The 16,556-nt window shown below is 64.7% G+C and carries 13 protein-coding genes and 1 other RNA gene; 3 read left to right on the top strand and 11 right to left on the bottom strand.

Translation table 11 applies throughout. The features are described 5' to 3' along the window. Positions 1-8: 8 nt before the first annotated feature. Entirely contained in the window at positions 9-1,649 is a 1,641-nt protein-coding gene (gene pgm / locus H290_RS0124775; RefSeq protein ID WP_020109549.1) for a phosphoglucomutase (alpha-D-glucose-1,6-bisphosphate-dependent), read from the bottom strand. 194 nt (positions 1,650-1,843) lie between these two features. Here pgm and H290_RS0124770 point away from each other — a divergent pair, with 194 nt between their 5' ends. Beyond that, complete coding sequence (locus tag H290_RS0124770; protein ID WP_020109548.1) at positions 1,844-3,049, top strand: lipase family protein; 1,206 nt, start codon at positions 1,844-1,846, stop codon at positions 3,047-3,049. After that, complete coding sequence (locus H290_RS0124765; RefSeq protein ID WP_020109547.1) at positions 3,043-3,627, top strand: alpha/beta fold hydrolase; 585 nt, start codon at positions 3,043-3,045, stop codon at positions 3,625-3,627. The genes H290_RS0124770 and H290_RS0124765 overlap by 7 nt, the downstream gene beginning before the upstream one ends. Positions 3,628-3,641: 14 nt before the next feature. On the opposite strand, the gene H290_RS0124760 is transcribed toward H290_RS0124765, so the two are convergent. The 3 genes from H290_RS0124760 to H290_RS30405 all read right to left on the bottom strand — a co-directional run bounded on the left by H290_RS0124760 (position 3,642) and on the right by H290_RS30405 (position 6,860). After that, on the bottom strand, positions 3,642-4,487 hold the full coding sequence (locus H290_RS0124760; RefSeq protein ID WP_020109546.1) for an aldo/keto reductase: 846 nt from the start codon (positions 4,485-4,487) through the stop codon (positions 3,642-3,644). An 88-nt stretch (positions 4,488-4,575) separates the two neighbouring features. After that, positions 4,576-4,943, bottom strand: a transfer-messenger RNA (tmRNA) gene (ssrA, locus tag H290_RS30955). Between the two features lie 207 nt (positions 4,944-5,150). After that, positions 5,151-6,860 carry a cutinase family protein gene (locus tag H290_RS30405; RefSeq protein ID WP_196809623.1) on the bottom strand — a complete coding sequence of 570 codons (1,710 nt, stop codon included), beginning with the start codon at positions 6,858-6,860 and terminating at the stop codon, positions 5,151-5,153. Positions 6,861-7,199: 339 nt separating this feature from the next. On the opposite strand from H290_RS30405, the gene H290_RS0124745 reads away from it, so the two are divergent. After that, positions 7,200-11,108, top strand: a complete 3,909-nt coding sequence (locus tag H290_RS0124745) for a hypothetical protein (RefSeq protein WP_020109543.1) — start codon at positions 7,200-7,202, stop codon at positions 11,106-11,108. A gap of 36 nt (positions 11,109-11,144) precedes the next feature. Here H290_RS0124745 and smpB read toward each other — a convergent pair whose 3' ends face one another. The 7 genes from smpB to H290_RS29650 form a co-directional block, all read right to left on the bottom strand. Then, positions 11,145-11,618: an SsrA-binding protein SmpB gene (gene smpB / locus H290_RS0124740; RefSeq protein WP_020109542.1), complete on the bottom strand. Its 474-nt coding sequence runs from the start codon at positions 11,616-11,618 to the stop codon at positions 11,145-11,147. Between the two features lie 111 nt (positions 11,619-11,729). After that, positions 11,730-12,635: a permease-like cell division protein FtsX gene (ftsX, locus tag H290_RS0124735; RefSeq protein WP_020109541.1), complete on the bottom strand. Its 906-nt coding sequence runs from the start codon at positions 12,633-12,635 to the stop codon at positions 11,730-11,732. Between the two features lie 69 nt (positions 12,636-12,704). Beyond that, complete coding sequence (ftsE, locus tag H290_RS0124730; RefSeq protein ID WP_020109540.1) at positions 12,705-13,394, bottom strand: cell division ATP-binding protein FtsE; 690 nt, start codon at positions 13,392-13,394, stop codon at positions 12,705-12,707. Positions 13,395-13,479: 85 nt separating this feature from the next. After that, positions 13,480-13,929, bottom strand: coding sequence for a hypothetical protein (locus tag H290_RS0124725; protein WP_020109539.1), 450 nt, complete (start codon positions 13,927-13,929; stop codon positions 13,480-13,482). Further along, the gene (locus tag H290_RS0124720; protein WP_020109538.1) at positions 13,926-14,888 is read right to left on the bottom strand and encodes a mechanosensitive ion channel domain-containing protein; all 963 of its coding nucleotides are present in this window, start codon (positions 14,886-14,888) and stop codon (positions 13,926-13,928) included. Before H290_RS0124720 ends, H290_RS0124725 begins: the two co-directional genes overlap by 4 nt. 50 nt (positions 14,889-14,938) lie before the next feature. Further along, a complete protein-coding gene (prfB, locus tag H290_RS0124715; protein ID WP_028463666.1) occupies positions 14,939-16,051 on the bottom strand; it encodes a peptide chain release factor 2 in 1,113 nt (370 codons plus the stop codon). 49 nt (positions 16,052-16,100) lie between these two features. Next, positions 16,101-16,508: a hypothetical protein gene (locus H290_RS29650; RefSeq protein WP_020109536.1), complete on the bottom strand. Its 408-nt coding sequence runs from the start codon at positions 16,506-16,508 to the stop codon at positions 16,101-16,103. Between the last annotated feature and the right edge of the window lie 48 nt (positions 16,509-16,556).

The following is a 16,556-nucleotide window of genomic DNA, read 5'->3' as shown; positions in this document are numbered from 1 at the left end:
TCACCGGGTCAGCCGAGAACACCGTCGACGAGTTCTTGCGCCTGGGCCTGCACCTGCGCCAAATGCTCTGGCCCGTTGAATGATTCGGCGTAGATCTTATAGACGTCCTCGGTACCCGACGGCCTCGCGGCGAACCACGCGTTCTCGGTGGTGACCTTCAATCCACCGATCTTCGCCCCGTTGCCCGGCGCCTCGGTCAGGATCGCGGTGATCTTTTCACCGACGAGTTCGGTGGCGGTGACCTGATCCGCCGACAACTTTGCCAGCACGGCCTTCTGTTCGCGTCCCGCCGGCGCATCAATACGAGCATAGGAGGGCGAACCACCATGCCGCTCTGCAAGTTCGGCGTAGCGTTGTGACGGCGTCTTCCCGGTCACGGCCAGGATTTCCGAGGCCAGCAGAGCCAAGATGATGCCGTCTTTGTCGGTGGTCCAGACGGTTCCATCGGTCCGCAAGAAGGACGCGCCCGCGCTCTCCTCACCGCCGAAACCGACCGAGCCGTCGAGCAATCCAGGCACGAACCATTTGAATCCGACCGGCACCTCGATCAGCGTCCGGCCGATGCCGGCAACCACCCGGTCGATCATCGACGACGACACCAGGGTCTTGCCCACCGCCGCACTCGGCGACCACCCGTCCCGGTGTGTGAACAGGTAGTCGATGGCCACGGCCAGAAAGTGATTCGGATTCATCAGGCCACCATCGGGTGTCACGATGCCGTGCCGGTCGGCGTCGGCGTCGTTGCCGGTGGCGATGTCGTACTCATCGCGGGCCCCGATCAGCGACGCCATGGCATTCGGCGAACTGCAGTCCATCCGGATCTTGCCGTCGGTATCGAGGGTCATGAACGAAAATGCCGGATCCACAGTCGGATTGACCACGGTCAGGTTCCGCAGCGTATAACGCTCACCGATCTCGCCCCAGTACCCGACCGAGGCGCCCCCGAGGGGATCGGCGCCGATGCGGATACCTGCCGACCGGATCGCCTCCATGTTGACCACCGACGCCAGGTCATCGACGTATCCGGCCCCGTAGTCGTAGGTCCCGTAAAACTCGGACTTCTGCGCACTCTCGAAGGCGATCCGTTTCACACCCGACAGCCCCCCGCGGAGGAGTTCGTTGGCACGGGCGGCGACCAGCGACGTGATGTCGGTATCAGCGGGACCGCCGTTGGGTGGGTTGTATTTGAAGCCGCCGTCGCGAGGTGGATTGTGCGACGGGGTGACAACGATACCGTCGGCCTTCGCGCCACTGCCCTTGTTGTGGGTCAAGATCGCGTGACTCAAGGCCGGAGTCGGGGTGAATCGGTCCTTGTTGTCGACCAGGACACGGACGTCGTTCGCGACGAGCACCTCGATCGCGGTCTGCCATGCGGGCAGCGAGAGTGCGTGCGTGTCGCGGGCGATGAACAGCGGTCCGGTGATACCCGCACCGGCCCGGTATTCGACGATGGCCTGCGTGGTCGCCACGATGTGATCTTCGTTGAATGCGTTGTCCAGGCTCGAACCGCGATGACCAGAAGTACCGAAAACGACTTGCTGCGAAGGATTTTCGGGATCAGGTTTGCCGGAATAGTAGGCATCGATCACAGCCGACACATCGATCAGATCTTCCGGCAATGCCACGGTTCCCGCACGCGGATGAGCCATTGGTTCTTCCTTCCGGTTGTGCTGCAGCAGTCCGGCGAACCGGCGGCTGCGTCCTGGCGACTTCGACTGGACGCCCTGAATTCTGCCACCGATCGCCTTTGGTGGTCGGGCGAGCGGGATACACTCGGCCGTAGAAATGCCGCGCTCCACAACCAGGGACGGCAAAACCTCGGTTGGGGGACGGAGGGAACATCATGCGTGTTCGAAAACTGCTCGGCCGGCGATTCCTCGGAGGTGTTGCCGCCGTTGCGCTCACCACCGCCACGGTCGTCGGATTCACTGCGGTCCCGGCCGGTGCCGCACCCTTCATGCCCGCACCCAACAGCGATCCGTTCTATGCCGCACCCGGCGATCTGGGCTCGGCGGCCAATGGCCAGGTCCTCAAGGTGCAGAACCTGGCCAGCCCGTTTCCCGGATCCACCGCCCAGAAGATCCAGTTCCGCAGCACCAACTCTGCCGGTGACCCGATCGCCGCGGTGACCACCGTCCTCGTCCCCGACGGTGGGGGCCGCCACGACCTGCTGTCTTACCAACCGTTCACCAACTCGCTCGGTCTGCAGTGCGCGCCGTCGCACCAGCTGTTCTCCGGCGGCCTGCAAGAACAACAGCTGATCGGACTGGCCCTCGCCCGCGGTGTAGCGGTCAACGTGCCCGATCATCTCGGCCCCACCAGTGCGTACGGCGCCGCGAGGCTCGGAGGCACCATCACGCTCGACTCCATCCGCGCGGTGCAGTCCAGCCCGGGCTTCCGGGTCGGCAACACCCCCACCGTTCTGGCCGGATACTCCGGTGGCGCAATGGCCAGCGCCTACGCTGCGGTGCTCGAACCGAGCTATGCCCCCGAGCTGAACCTCGTCGGGCTCTCAGCCGGAGGAACCCCCGTCAACCTCGAGGCCATCGCCCGAACCCTCGGCAACACCGGCAACCCGCTGTTCGGACTGGGCTTCGCCGCATCGGTCGGCCTGGAACGCGAATACCCGACCGAACTGGTGCTGTCCGAGCAACTGAACGCCCGGGGTGTCGCATTGGCCGACCAGATCCGCAACGACTGCACGCAACAGATCATCGACGCCGGGGCCAACCTCAAGACGTCCGACGTCGTCACCGGCGGGCGTCTGTCGGAAGATCCGGCCAGTACCGCCGCCCTCAACCGGAACAGCGTGCAGATGTACCCCGGCGCCCCGCAGATCCCGGTGCTGCTCTACCAAGGTGCCGACGACCAGCTGACACCCACCTCGCGTGTGCTCGCCACTGCAGCCAACTGGTGCAGGCAGGGCACCCGGGTCCAGACGATCATCCTGCCGGGCGACCACGGCTCCACCATCGCAACGGGCGTGCCGTTCGCGTTGGCGTACATCAACGACCGACTCTCGGGTGCGCCCGCACCGAGCACGTGCTGATCGGCCGCACGGCACCGACCGCATCCGTCCTCGTGCTACCCGGCGGAACCGACCAGTCGTACAAGCCGTTCAGTCGGACCCAACCGGCAGCGCTGCGTATGTACCCGTTCACGTTGTCACTCGCGGCGTTACCCGGAGTGGTTGTGCGCCAGGCCCAGTACCGGGTCTACGGCTGGAACGGGGAGCAGAACAGCCCGATGCCCTGCGCGCAGGCCGCTCTCACCGAACTCCTCGAGGCCCACCCCGACGTCCCGGTGATCGTGATCGGACACTCCATGGGGGGACGGGTCGCCGCCCAGCTGGCTGCGGACAAACGGGTCGCCGGGGTACTCGCCCTCGCCCCCTGGTGGCAGCACGCAGACTGGCGCCACATCAACGACGACGCCAGGGTCCTCGCCCTCCACGGCACCGCCGACACCCGCACCTACGCCAGGCGCACCGCCAAGGGCATCAGAGAACTCCGTGAGCGCGGAGTCGACGCCGAGTTCGTCGCCATCGAGGGTGGTGGGCACGCACTGCTCGACCACCTGTGGACGTGGCAATCAACCGCCGTTCGATTCGTCCGCAGCTTTCGCTGAGTTCGCGGCCGAACTCAACCCACCCAGTCGAAGACGTCCGGGTGGGGGCTCCGGCGACCGGCTTCACCCTTGTCGAGCGCGTCGATCGCGCTCATCGCGTCGTTGTCGAGTTCGAAGTCGAAGATCGCGAAGTTCTCTTGCACGCGTTTCGGGGTCACCGACTTCGGGAAGATGACGTCACCGCGCTGGATGTGCCAACGCAACACCACCTGCGCCGGCGATTTGCCGACCCGCGCGGCGATCCCGGCGATCGCGGGTTCACCGAGAACGTCGCCTTGCGCAATCGGGGACCACGCCTGCGTCACGATGCCGTGATCACTGTTGTACTTCCGTAGCGAATTGTTGGCGAAGTACGGGTGGATCTCGACCTGGTTCACAGCGGGTACCAGGGACGTCTCGGCGGCCAGCCGTTCGAGATGATCCTCGGTGAAGTTGGACACGCCGACCGCGCTCGCTCGACCGTCTTTCGCAAAGTCGATCAGGGTCTCCCATGTCGACACGAAGTCGCCGCCATACCGGGTCGGCAACGGCCAGTGGATGAGGAACAGGTCGATGTGGTCCAGCCCGAGATCCGACAGCGTCGTTGCGAACGCCTCACGGGCCGCATCAGGCTCGTGGAACGTGTTGTTCAGCTTGCTGGTCACGAATATCTCGTCGCGCGGGACACCCGACTCACGGATACCTTCGCCGACCTCTTTTTCGTTGCCGTACATCTCGGCGGTGTCGAAGTGCCGGTAACCGACCTCAAGGGCGGACCGCACAGCGGCCGCCGTGTCTGCGGGATTGATCTGGAAGACACCGAACCCGAGTTGCGGGATGGTGTTTCCGTTGTTGAGCGTGATGTTCGGAACCTGAGTCATCGTTGTCCAATCCACTGTTCGATTCGAGCCCCGAACACAAAAACGGGGAGAGAACCTTTTTGGGTTCTCTCCCCGTTTCTGCGATAGACGGTGGAGCTGCCGGGAATTGAACCCGGGTCCTTCGCCGTGTCAGTAGGGCTTCTCCGTGTGCAGTTCGCTAAGTCTCTACTCGGATCTCTCGGTCACGCAAACAAGCCGAGATGACGATCCCAGTCGCTGTTGGATGTCCCACCGCGGTCCGCGACCGACCGCAGTGGTGAGCTTCCTGAATGATGCCGGTACCCGGGGCGGAAGCACACCCGGGCCGACAGACCAGCCTTCGCTTAGGCAGCGAGGGCGTAGTCGCGCTGATTTTTGTCGGCGCTTAATTGGTTGCTACGACGCTTACGGTGGTCTCTAGCCTGCACCGACACGCTTCCCCTACCTCAACAAACCAAGTCGAAACCGTTCAGCCCCGTTTGGGTGACACTGTGGCAGGTGCCCGCCACTGGATGCGGCGGACAAATCATTGTAACAAGGTTGCCGCCCTTGTCATTCCCTTTACCGGCGGGGGCACAGCGAGCCACCGGGTCACGGACAACGAAAAGGGCCTCACCCTCGCCGGCTGCGGCGAAGATGAGGCCCTTGTCCGAGTTCATCGAGAACCTCGGTGGATCTCTACTTTCAGTTGATGACCGGAGCAGTACCGAACTGCGACAACGCGTCGCCGATCTGTACCAGCCCAGCGGTTCCCTGCTGGGTCGCGTTGACCAGGTCGCCAACATTCCCGACGGTGTCAGCCACCTGTTCGACAGTGTCGATGACCGGCTGAATCGGCTCGAGAGCCTGCTCAACCTGAGCAACCGTTTGATCGACGGCCTCGAACACCTGCTCCACCGCTGCCGCACCTTGATCGATCACCTCGGTCACATCAGCGACCTGGGTCTCGACCTGCGTACCCGCAGCGGCGTTGTTGGCCACGTCGGTGAGTGCATCGACAACAGTCGGCAACTGCCGGACAACCGTCGCGCCCGCATCGGCGACCGCAACCCCGGTTGTCACATCGTTCGCCAGCGGGTCAGAAACCGACGATGTCACAACTTCCGGTTCCGCAACCGCTTCGACACTTCCCGACTGCGTGCTGCTCTCGGCAGACTCCCGGAGCCACGAACTCACGTAATTCGTGCCGGTGCGTCCCGTCTGGTCACGATTGGTGAAGTAGCTTCCATGCGACTGCCACGGGTACCAGTACTCCGGGTACGCCGCCATGGTGAGCACCCCGACGTTGTTACCGATACCGAGAACCAGCTCCTGCTGCACTTTCGCTTCCCAGGCGTTCGGGAACTCCAGCGCAAATGTCGCCACACCGTATCCGGACTGCAGCAAGAGCAGCGGATCCGTGTAGTCCGGCACCGTGTAGTTCGGATCGGTCGTCGTTGCGACCACATCGCCCAGCGTCTCCGAGGACAGCATCCAATGCGGCGTCGTCACCACGTGAAGTCCGGTCAGCAACGCCGAGCGCAGAGCAACTGTTCCGACATCCGTCGCGATCTGCTCCGGATCGGTCGTGTCGATGTGGACCTGTTCGGCCACATTGGCACCAATCCGAACCACCTGCGCATTCTCCGGAATCGCACAGGCGAAGTCACCGGTCGCGCACAGCGACACAACGCGTCCGGTCAACGCACCGAATTGGGCATCATCTCCCGATCCGATTCCGCCACCGAGAGCCGCGTCCGAGCTCGCCGCCAAGGTCCGCGCACCGTTCAGTGGTGCCGCCAACCCCGGCGCACCGGGTACGAGGTCCGCACCCACGGTCCGGTTGGGGTCGGAGATCAAATAGACGCCACGCACCCGAGATGCCGGCACCGGCCCGTGGCCCGAACCGATGTCCACCGCCACGCGATTGGCGATGTCCGCACCCTGGCTGTAACCGACGATCGCAATTTCGGTGTCAGATCCACATTCCTGCTGAATCTGGGCGATCTGAGCTTCCGTCGCCGCCACACCCGCATCTACCGACTGCGCGTACGGCGTGCCTGCCGACGTGTAGCCGAAGTCTGCGGGATACGCCACATAGGTCGTCTGCATCGACCCGGCAGGCGCACCCTGCTCGGCATCCGCGATCACCGGCGCGAGAATGCCGCTCTGATCGTGAGGATTCCGATTCACGCTCGAATCCAGCGTTCCCGGGACCGCCACCACGTGGAGGTCCGGGCAATCGCTGATCGTTTGTGCCGACACGTTCGACTGAACGAGTGCCGGCACCACACCCAATGTCATGGTCGCCGCAACAGAAGCGAACACCATCGCCACTGCGGGGCGCCATCGACGGCGCCGTCGATCCATCAGGACCGCAGCACCACCCCCGGCCCTAGAACTTTTTCGGGTCATTGTTCGAATGCTCCTGTTGAGGCTCACGTCCATGTGGACAGTGCGCTTGGGACTTGTGAGTTGCCCCCAATTCGGTGATGACCGGACCCACGGCCAGATCCCGACTTGGCTAGCAGACTGAATCCTTTATGTGAAACCGCCGTGGGACTCCTGTGGAAACTCTCCGGACCCGTTATGTACAGTTCAGGGCACATGAATCCCTGTCCGGTCCGGATCCTGAGCAAAAGACACGTTCCCGGACGACCCCAGGGAATCATGTGACCTACATCTCTTTCGGTTGTGCAAGTAGTTGGTTTCTTGAACAGTCGTTTAGCGCTTCTATAGATCGGCAGTAACGGGTTGGACGACGCAACACAGGGCACGCCCACCCGCGATGCTCGCCTGGAATTCGCTGCACGCTTCCGATTGCTGCACGAGACCGCCGGATCGCCGGCGCTCAAATCACTCGCGTCCCGCGCCTCGATGTCACTGCTCACCGGCGACTCCCCGCGCGCCGGCTCCGTATCACCCCAACGGCTGTCTGATTGGCGAACCGGACGCAATGTTCCCGCCAAGTTCGAAGGGCTTGCGGCCACACTCCGCGTCCTGATCGCCGCGGCCCGTCGACGTCGTCCGGAACCGCCGGCCCGCGGCCTGTACTCCATGGTCGAATGGCAGAACCTGTGGAATCAGGCGTTGACCTCGCCGGCCATCGCGGAAAAAAGCAGCCAGACGCGTCCGAAACCGGCCGCCAAACCCGACTCCGAGCGCCTGAACGTCTGCCCGTTCCCCGGACTCACTCCCCTGTCTGACGGGGATGCCGACTTCTACTTCGGCAGAGCCAAGGCGATCTCGACACTCGTCGAGCGATTCACCGGCAATCTCGGTTCCCGGCGGCTGACGTTTGTGGTCGGGGCCTCGGGTTCGGGCAAGTCGTCGCTCCTGCAGGCCGGCTTCGCCGTCGCGATCGGCGCCGACTACACCGTCGTATCCATGACTCCGGGCTCGCGCCCCACCCAGGCGCTCACCGAAGCACTCGGTTCCACGAGCGCCGGCAATCCACGGGTACTCGTCGTCGACCAGTTCGAGGAGATCTTCACCACCTGCGACGACGTCGAGCGCTCGATGTTCATCTCCATGCTGACCGAGCTCTGCGATGAACTCGGCGCGCCGGACGGCTTCGCGGGCGTGGTTGTCGCGGTGCGTTCGGACTTCTACCAGCAGTGCGTCGAACTGCCGACTCTCACCGAGTCCCTGGTGCACAACCAGATGGTGTTGAGCCGGATGTCCCGAGCGGCGCTGACCTCGGCCATCGTCGGTCCGGCCACCGCGGTTGGACTGTCGGTCGCCGACGGTCTGGTCGATGTCATCTTGTCCGACCTCGGTGTGACATCCCGGCGCCCGACGGCGGTCCCGTCGGATCCGGGTGTGCTCCCCCTGCTGGCCCATGCGCTGAACCGCACCTGGGAAGCCCGGACCGGCAATACCCTCACGATCGCCGGATACCGGGAAACCGGCGGGGTCCACGGCGCGATCATGCTCAGTGCCGAAGACCGCTGGTCGCAGTTCACCGACACACAACGCGACGTCGCCCGTGACCTGCTGCTGCACATGATCCACATCGGGGAGGACGGACGCGGAACCCGGCGCCACGTTCCGACCCTCGAGCTGCGCAACCGCCATCCCGAGGCTCCGGCGATTCTCGACGCACTCGGGCAGGCGCGCATCGTCAGCCACGACGAACACGGGACCACGCTCGCCCACGAAGCCGTCATCGAGGCGTGGCCGCGCTTGTCGCAGTGGCTCGACGACGACCGCGAAGACGTCCTCCGCAGACAACGTGTGGATGCGGACGCCCGCGAATGGCGAGCCCACGACCACGAGCGATCACTGCTCTACAGCGGCGCCCGACTGGCCGCAGCCAGAGACTGGCAGAAGAACTCTCGCAGTCCCGTCTCGCCGACCACTTCCGAGTTCCTCAATACGGCACGCGCATTTCACCGCCGGGGCGCGCGAATCCGGCGTGGACTGGTCCTGCTCCTGGTGCTACTGCTGCTGACAACGGCGACGGCGGCACTTGTCGCGGTGCGGCAGCAACGCGATGCCGACGCGGATCGATCCGACGCCCAGTTCAACGCATTGCTGGCGCAGGCCGCCCTGTCGCAATCGGTCGACCCCACCGCGTCGGCTCGTCTGTCCCTGGCCGCAGCCGAACAACGCCCCGACGATCCACGCCCGAATGCCTTGCTGATGGGAACGCAGACGTCCGCACTGGCAACCGTCGTCGACGGCCACGAGGGAGCCGTCTACGACGTCGCGATCAACAATCGCAATCTGGTCGCGACCGCAAGCTACGACCGCACCATCCGCCTGTGGAAGGAAAACGGCACCGGGCTACCCGCCGCGATGGGCCAACCGCTCTCCGGCCACCAGTCGTGGGTCACCAGCGTCGAGTACTCCACCGACGGCAACACCCTGTTCTCCGGCGACGGCAGCGGCGCTGTCCAGGTCTGGGACGTCAGCGACCCGGTCAATTCCCACCTGCGCTCGGACACGCCCCTCACCGGCCATATCGGTGCCGTCTATCAGATTGCCGTGCGCCCCGAGGCCGACGGTGTGACCCGCTGGATCGCCACCGCCGGCGACGACCACACCGCCCGTCTGTGGAATCTGGAGACCGGCGAGACAAGGGTTCTGGCCGGACACACCGACGCGCTTCGGACCCTCGATTTCTCGCCCGACGGGAACACCCTCGTCACCGGCAGCGACGACCGGACCGCGATCGTCTGGGACACCACCAACCCGTCGGCGCCGGAGCAGCTCGGAGCACCACTGACCGGCTACGACGCCACCGTGCACGCCGTCGGTTTCAGCCCCGACGGATCCCTGCTGGCCACCGCCAGTGACGACCAGACCATTCGGATGTGGTCGATGGCCGATCGTGCGGCCCCCACACCCGTGGGTCCTCCCACCGAGGCCCACACCGCCGCGATCTGGTCGATGGAGTTCAACTACGACGGCTCACTGCTCGCGACGGCCAGCTGGGACGGAACCGCCAAGGTGTGGAGCCTGACAGACCCGGCCCGACCCGTGCTCCTCGGTCAACCACTGACCGGCAGCAGTGGAGGCCTGACCACCGTCACGTTCGGAGGCGAGGGCGGCCGGTTGATCACCGGCGGCCAGGATGGGGCGATCCGGTTCTGGACCCTGCCCGCCGGAACGGTTCTCGGCCACACCGGGAGGGTCGCGCAGCCGGCCTTCAACGCATCCGGATCACGGATGGCGACGGGGTCACGCGACGGCACCGTGCGCCTGTGGGACACCACCGACGGCACCGGTCCACGCCCGATCGCGCTCTTGGCCGATCCGGCCGGACCCCAGGAGATCGAGAACATCGCGCTGTCCGGAGATGGCCGCATATTGGCATACGCAAGCCTCGGCACCGGCCAGGTGCGTCTGTGGGACGTCTCCGATCCGGCGGCCCCGCAACCTCGCGGCAGCGTATTGGACACGCGTGCGCGGTACACCCACGAGCTTGCCTTCTCCCCCGACTCCCGATCGCTGGTAACCGCTTTCGACGACCAGAGCGTACAGATCTGGAACCTGGCCGATCCGGCGAAGGCCGTCCCGAGCGGGGCGCCGCTCACCGGACCACAGGGCTGGATCAACGATGTGGCGTACTCGCCCGATGGCCGGTACCTGGCCGCGGCGAGTAGCGACAAGAATCTGCACCTGTGGGACCTGCATCGGGGTGGGCCGTTGTCGCAGGTCTACCCAGGGCACAGCGGACCCATCAATTCTGTTGCGATCAGCCCTGATTCCAAATGGGCGGCAACCGGTAGCGACGACCAGACCATCCGGCTGTGGAAGTTGGACGCCCCCGAGTCGGTGACGGTCGAGCTGACCGGTCACGACTCGACCGTACGGTCGGTGAGCTTCGATCCGACCGGCACCATGCTCGCCTCGGGCAGCGACGACCAGACCGTACGGATGTGGGACCTGCGCAACATCACCAAGCCCACCGCGATCGGCCGGACGGTGACACCTCCGGGGACCGTCCGATGGAAGGTCGCGTTCAGCCCGGATGGCGAACACCTGGCCGGCGCCGGCGAGAACGGCGCACTGCGCTGGTGGACGCACCGGGTCACGGCCGACACCGCGCTCTGCCAGGCCACGGCCGGCGGGATGACCGAGGACAAGTGGAAAGACCTGATGCCCGACATCCCCTACCGCGAGACCTGTTCGGAATTCGAGTCGGCGCCGGGCTGAGAGTCTGTGTCGCGCTTGGCTTTCGGCAGGCTCCGCCTAGCGGATGCCCTTCGCGCGACGACCCAGTTCCCGGGTGATCTCGCGATCGGCGTCCCGCTTGGCCAGATCATGACGTTTGTCGTGGGCCTGCTTGCCGCGGGCCAGGGCCAGTTCGACCTTCACCTTGCCGTCGTTGAAATACATCGACAGCGGGACCAGGGTCAGATTGCCGTCGCGGATCTTGCCGACCAGGCCGTCGATCTCTTTGCGGTGCAAGAGCAGTTTGCGACTGCGCCGCGGCGCGTGGTTGGTCCACGATCCGTTGCCGTACTCCGGGATGTGCAACCCGCGGAGCCACACTTCCCCGTTGTCGACGGTGGCGAAGGCGTCCGCGAGGGATGCCTTCCCGTCGCGCAGGCTCTTGACCTCGGTGCCCACCAGGGCGACGCCTGCTTCGTATGTGTCGAGGATGGCGTAGTTGTGCCGCGCCTTACGGTTCGTCGCAATTGCCTTGCGGCCCTTTTCCTTCATCCTCGTCACCTACTCTCGGTTTGCATCATCGGGTCTGAAGTCACATCGATATCGATGGCGTCATCGATGGCCCCGCAACAATACACATCGCGGGGCCGGGGTGTCGCATCCTTATTCGCGGACGTAGAAGCGCAGCGTCGCGTAGGCGGTGAGGCTCGACATCACCACGCCGATGATGATCAGCCACGGTGCCACGAACACCACATCCGAGATTCCGATCTTGGCGAGGATGTTGACTCCGTAGAGGTCCTGGAGCGCCCGGTCGAAGAACAACGACTTGGCCGCGAACAGACCACCGATCGCGAGCAGTGAACCCACCAGTGTCGCGATCACCGCCTCGAGCAGGAACGGCAACTGGGTGTACCAGCGGGTGGCACCGACCAACCGCATGATGCCCACCTCGGTGCGTCGGGTGTAGGCGGCCACCTGCACCGTGTTGGCGATCAGCAGGATCGCGGCGATCGCCTGCACCAGCGCAATGGTGAAGGCGGCGTTACGGGCGCCGTCGAGCACACTGAAGATCCGGCTCACCAGTTCGCGCTGGTCGAGGACGCTGTCCACACCGTCGGCTCCGCGGAACTCGTCGAGCACGGCCCCGAACTTGTCCGGGTCGGCCATCCGGACCTTGAACGATGCCGGCAACGTGTCCTCGCGGACCAGCGCGGCGATGTCCGGATTGTTGGCGAAGGTCTTGGTCGTCGCATCACGGAAAGCCTCGGCCCGGTCGATGTACTGCACCGAGTCGACGCCGTCGGCCGCCTCGATCTGCTCACGCAGCGTCAGGCATGGTGCGCTCTGACAGTTCGGGTCGGCGTCGGTCACCTGATCCGAGAGGAAGATCTGCATCTCCACCCGATCGAGAAAGATCTCCTGGGTCTTGTCGGCCATCTGGACCACCAGCAGGCCCGCACCGAACATGCCGAGGGTGATGGCCGTGGTGATGATCATGGCCATGGTCATGGTGATGTTCCGGCGCAGGCCGTTCAGGACCTCGCTGAATATGAAACTCGCACGCATGTGAGTTGGGGTGTCCTCCCGGTCGGGACTGCAGAAGTGAAAGTCGTGAGGGCAGGCAGGCCGGCTGGGTCAGCCGCCGAGGCCGTAGACGCCGTGTTCGTCGTCGCGGGCGAGACGTCCGTTGCTGAACTCGAGGACGCGCCGACGCATCGAGTCGACGATCGCCCGGTCGTGGGTGGCCATCACCACGGTGGTCCCGCGGCGGTTCACCCGATCGAGTACCTCCACGATTTCGCGGCTGGTGTCGGGATCGAGGTTTCCGGTCGGCTCGTCGGCGAGGAGGAGCAGCGGCCGGTTCGCGATGGCGCGGGCGATCGCCACGCGCTGCATCTCACCACCGGAGAGTTCGTACGGCATGCGGTCGGCCTTGCCGGACAGTCCGACGTACTCGAGGACCTCGGGCACGACTTTGTCAACGGTGCTGCGCGGCTTGCCGATCACCTCGAGTGCAAATGCGACGTTCTCGGCCACGGACTTCTGCTGCAACAACCGGAAGTCCTGGAACACACAGCCCACCGACTGCCGCAGCTTCGGGACCTTGCGGCTGGGCAGCTTGTTGACGTGGAACTCTCCGACGTAGACGTCACCCGTGGTGGGTTTGTCTTCTTTCAGGAGCAGCCGAAAAAAGGTCGACTTGCCCGATCCGGAGGGCCCGATGAGGAAAGCGAAATCGCCTTTGTCGACGTCGAGGGACAGATCCCGCAGAGCGGGCCGGGTCGATGCCTTGTATTGCATCGTCACATTCTTGACGCTGATCACGGTCTGCCAGTGTAGCCACGGATCAGCAACAAGCCGCTGTGGCTTGCCCGGCCGGAGTGGGCGCAGTTCCCGGTTTTCCCATGAGTCATGGGGCGATGCTGATCGTCGGGAGTTCCCATTGCGGCAGGATCCCTGGGCGTGTCGACTCCGATGTCGACTCCGGAGGCGGCATCGTTGCCGAGTTCTGACCTGCCGGCGCGGACTCCTCGGTGGTCTCGGTCGTCGACGGTTCCACGGTGCTCTCGGGCGTCTCGGTGTACTCGGGCTCCGGCGCGGGCGCCTCGGTTTCCGGTGTGGTGGCCCGGGGTTGCTGCACTTGGGACAGCTTGGCCTGACGCTCCTGCTCATCGATGGTGTCGTAGTGATCCGACCGGGCGCCGTAGAGCCACAGTGCCCCGATGAAGAGCACCACCAACACGGCGGTCGTGGTCCGGACCTTTCCACGGAACAACCGCCGCGGAATGCGCTCCCACAGTGACTTCTTACGTTCCGGCGGCGCGGCCGGCGTCGGGTTCGTCGGTGTCTCGTCGCTCATCGGGCGCCCTCCTCTTCAAGGGTGGGATCGACCGCACTGGTCTCGATCGCTGTTCCCGGGGCCAGCGCGATGCCGGCCCGGCCGAATGCCCGGACGAGCCGCACGCGCAGGTCACGACTGACCTCGAATTGGCGGCCGGGCAGCGTCCGCGCCACGATCCGGACGGTCATCGTGTCGACCTCGATGTCGGTGACCCCCATCGCGGTGGGCTCGTCGAGCAGGAGTTTGTGCATTCGGGGGTCGTTGAACGCCTGGTGCCCGATCTGCGCGATGAGATCGTTGACCCTGCCCATGTCGACGCCGATCGGCAGCGGGATGTCGACAACCGACCGGGCCCAGTCCTTGGACAGGTTGATGGCCTTCACGATCTGCCCGTTGGGGATGGTGATCATCTCACCGTCCGCGGAACGCAGCTTGGTGACCCGCAGCGTGACGTCTTCGACGGTGCCCTCGGCCGGATCCACCGAACCCAGGACCGCCAGGCTGACGACGTCACCGAATCCGTACTGCTTCTCCGTGATGATGAAGAAACCGGAGAGCAGGTCCTGCACGATGCGTTGAGCGCCGAAACCGAGCGCCGCGCCGAGCACCGTTGCCGGCGCCACAAACCCGGTGATGGGCACGCCGAGCTCTCGGACGATGCTGAATCCGGCGATGATGTAGACGACCGCGATGGAGCCCCACGCGATCACCTGTGCGACGGAATGCCGATGTTTGATGGCCTCCGACCGCACCAGGGCGTCGGATTCGGTGAAGCCGGAGTCGATCCTCGTGGTGACCTTGTCGACCGTCCACTGGATGAATCGGGTCGCCAGCAGGGCACCGAGGATCCAGAGCACGATGGTGAGCCCCTGGAGAGACAGCCACCGGATCAAACGATCCGATCCCGCCAGGTTCTCCGGGTCGGCCGTGACGAGCACGGCCAGGTCATGAATCACTTGTGTGGTCCTCCAGGTCATGTGACGGCGGCGGCCGCTGCGGGGTCAGCCAGGTCAGTGCCGGAGTCAGATCACGCGTTCTGGGCCATCCTCCACCGGATACCCGACTCGATGAATCCGTCGATGTCACCATCGAGCACCGCGGTCGGATTGTTGACCTCGAACTCGGTCCGCAGGTCTTTGACCATCTGGTACGGATGCAGCACGTACGACCGCATCTGGTTGCCCCAGCTGGACCCGCCGTCGCCTTTGAGAGCGTCCATTTCAGCGCGCTCTTCTTTACGTTTACGTTCGAGAAGCTTTGCCTGCAGCACGCGCATCGCGGCCGCTTTGTTCTGCAATTGGCTCTTCTCGTTCTGACAGGTCACCACGATACCTGTCGGAATGTGGGTGAGCCGGACAGCGGAGTCAGTCGTGTTGACCGACTGCCCACCGGGGCCCGATGATCGGTAAACATCAACGCGCAGTTCGGTTTCCGGGATGTCGATATGGTCTGTGGTTTCGACCACAGGGAGCACTTCGACCTCGGCGAACGACGTCTGACGGCGGCCCTGGTTGTCGAATGGGCTGATCCGCACCAGCCGGTGGGTGCCCATCTCGATGGAGAGTGTGCCGTACATATACGGTCCCTTCACCGCGAAGGTCGCGGATTTGAGTCCGGCTTCTTCGGCGTAGGACGTGTCGTAGACCTCGACCTTGTGATCGTGCTTCTCGGCCCAGCGGATGTACATGCGCATGAGCATCTCGGCCCAGTCCGCGGCGTCCACGCCACCGGCACCGGAACGGATGTTGACCAGTGCATCGCGGTGGTCGTACTCACCGGCGAGCATGGTCTTGACTTCCATGGCCTCGATGTCGGTGCGCAGTGAGGCACGCTCTGCATCGGCGTCGGCGAGAGCCTCGACCTGCGAGTCACCTTCTTCGGATTCGGCGAGCTCGTAGAGCAGCGGCATGTCCTCGACACGCTGTCGGAGTTCAGAGACCCGGCGCAGTTCTGTCTGGGCATGCGAGAGCTCGCTGGTCACCTTTTGGGCGTGATCCTGGTTGTTCCACAGCTCGGGATCGGCGGCCTGATGCTCGAGCTCGCCGATCCGTCGCCGGAGCTCCTCGAGATCGAGAACCTTCTCCACAGTGGTGAGGGTCGAATCGAGGGCGTCGAGGTCTGCTGAAACGTCTGGATGCACGATCACTCAGGTTACCGGTCTTGGGGACAGAGTCCTATCTGCGCAGTTCTCAGTCTTTGCGCAGGTTGGGTCCGGCGCCGCCGGGTTCGTCGCCGATCGGGCCGGCGATCTCCCAGCTCGACTCGGCTTTCCCGGGTTTGTAGGTCACCGGGATCTCGTCACCGATCGACGGCCAGCTCATCGCCATGGTCACCACGAAACGGCCGTAGACGTCGGTCGGAGGTGTGTCCGGGCCGGTGATGGTGCCCGATACCGTGCAGAAGACGTGGTTGTTCTTGTCCCCCTCGAGGGGCTTGTCGGACACGCCCGTCACCTTCAGAGTGCCGGGTACACGGTTGACGAAGCGGGCGTCCCCGAGAGCTCCGGCGGCAGGTTGACCCGGGCGCGAGCGGCGCCACTGGACGAGGACAGCGCCGAGCATCGCCGCGAACATGAGGATGATGATGATCTCGAACATGGCCTGGCTGGCTCCTCCGTAGTGGGTCGGTGGTTTCAGGCTAGTAGC

This window comes from Nocardia sp. 348MFTsu5.1 (assembly GCF_000383535.1).
GTDB lineage: Bacteria > Actinomycetota > Actinomycetes > Mycobacteriales > Mycobacteriaceae > Williamsia > Williamsia faeni.
Note: the sequence above shows the minus strand (reverse complement) of the source record. Positions and strands in the feature narration are given on the sequence as shown.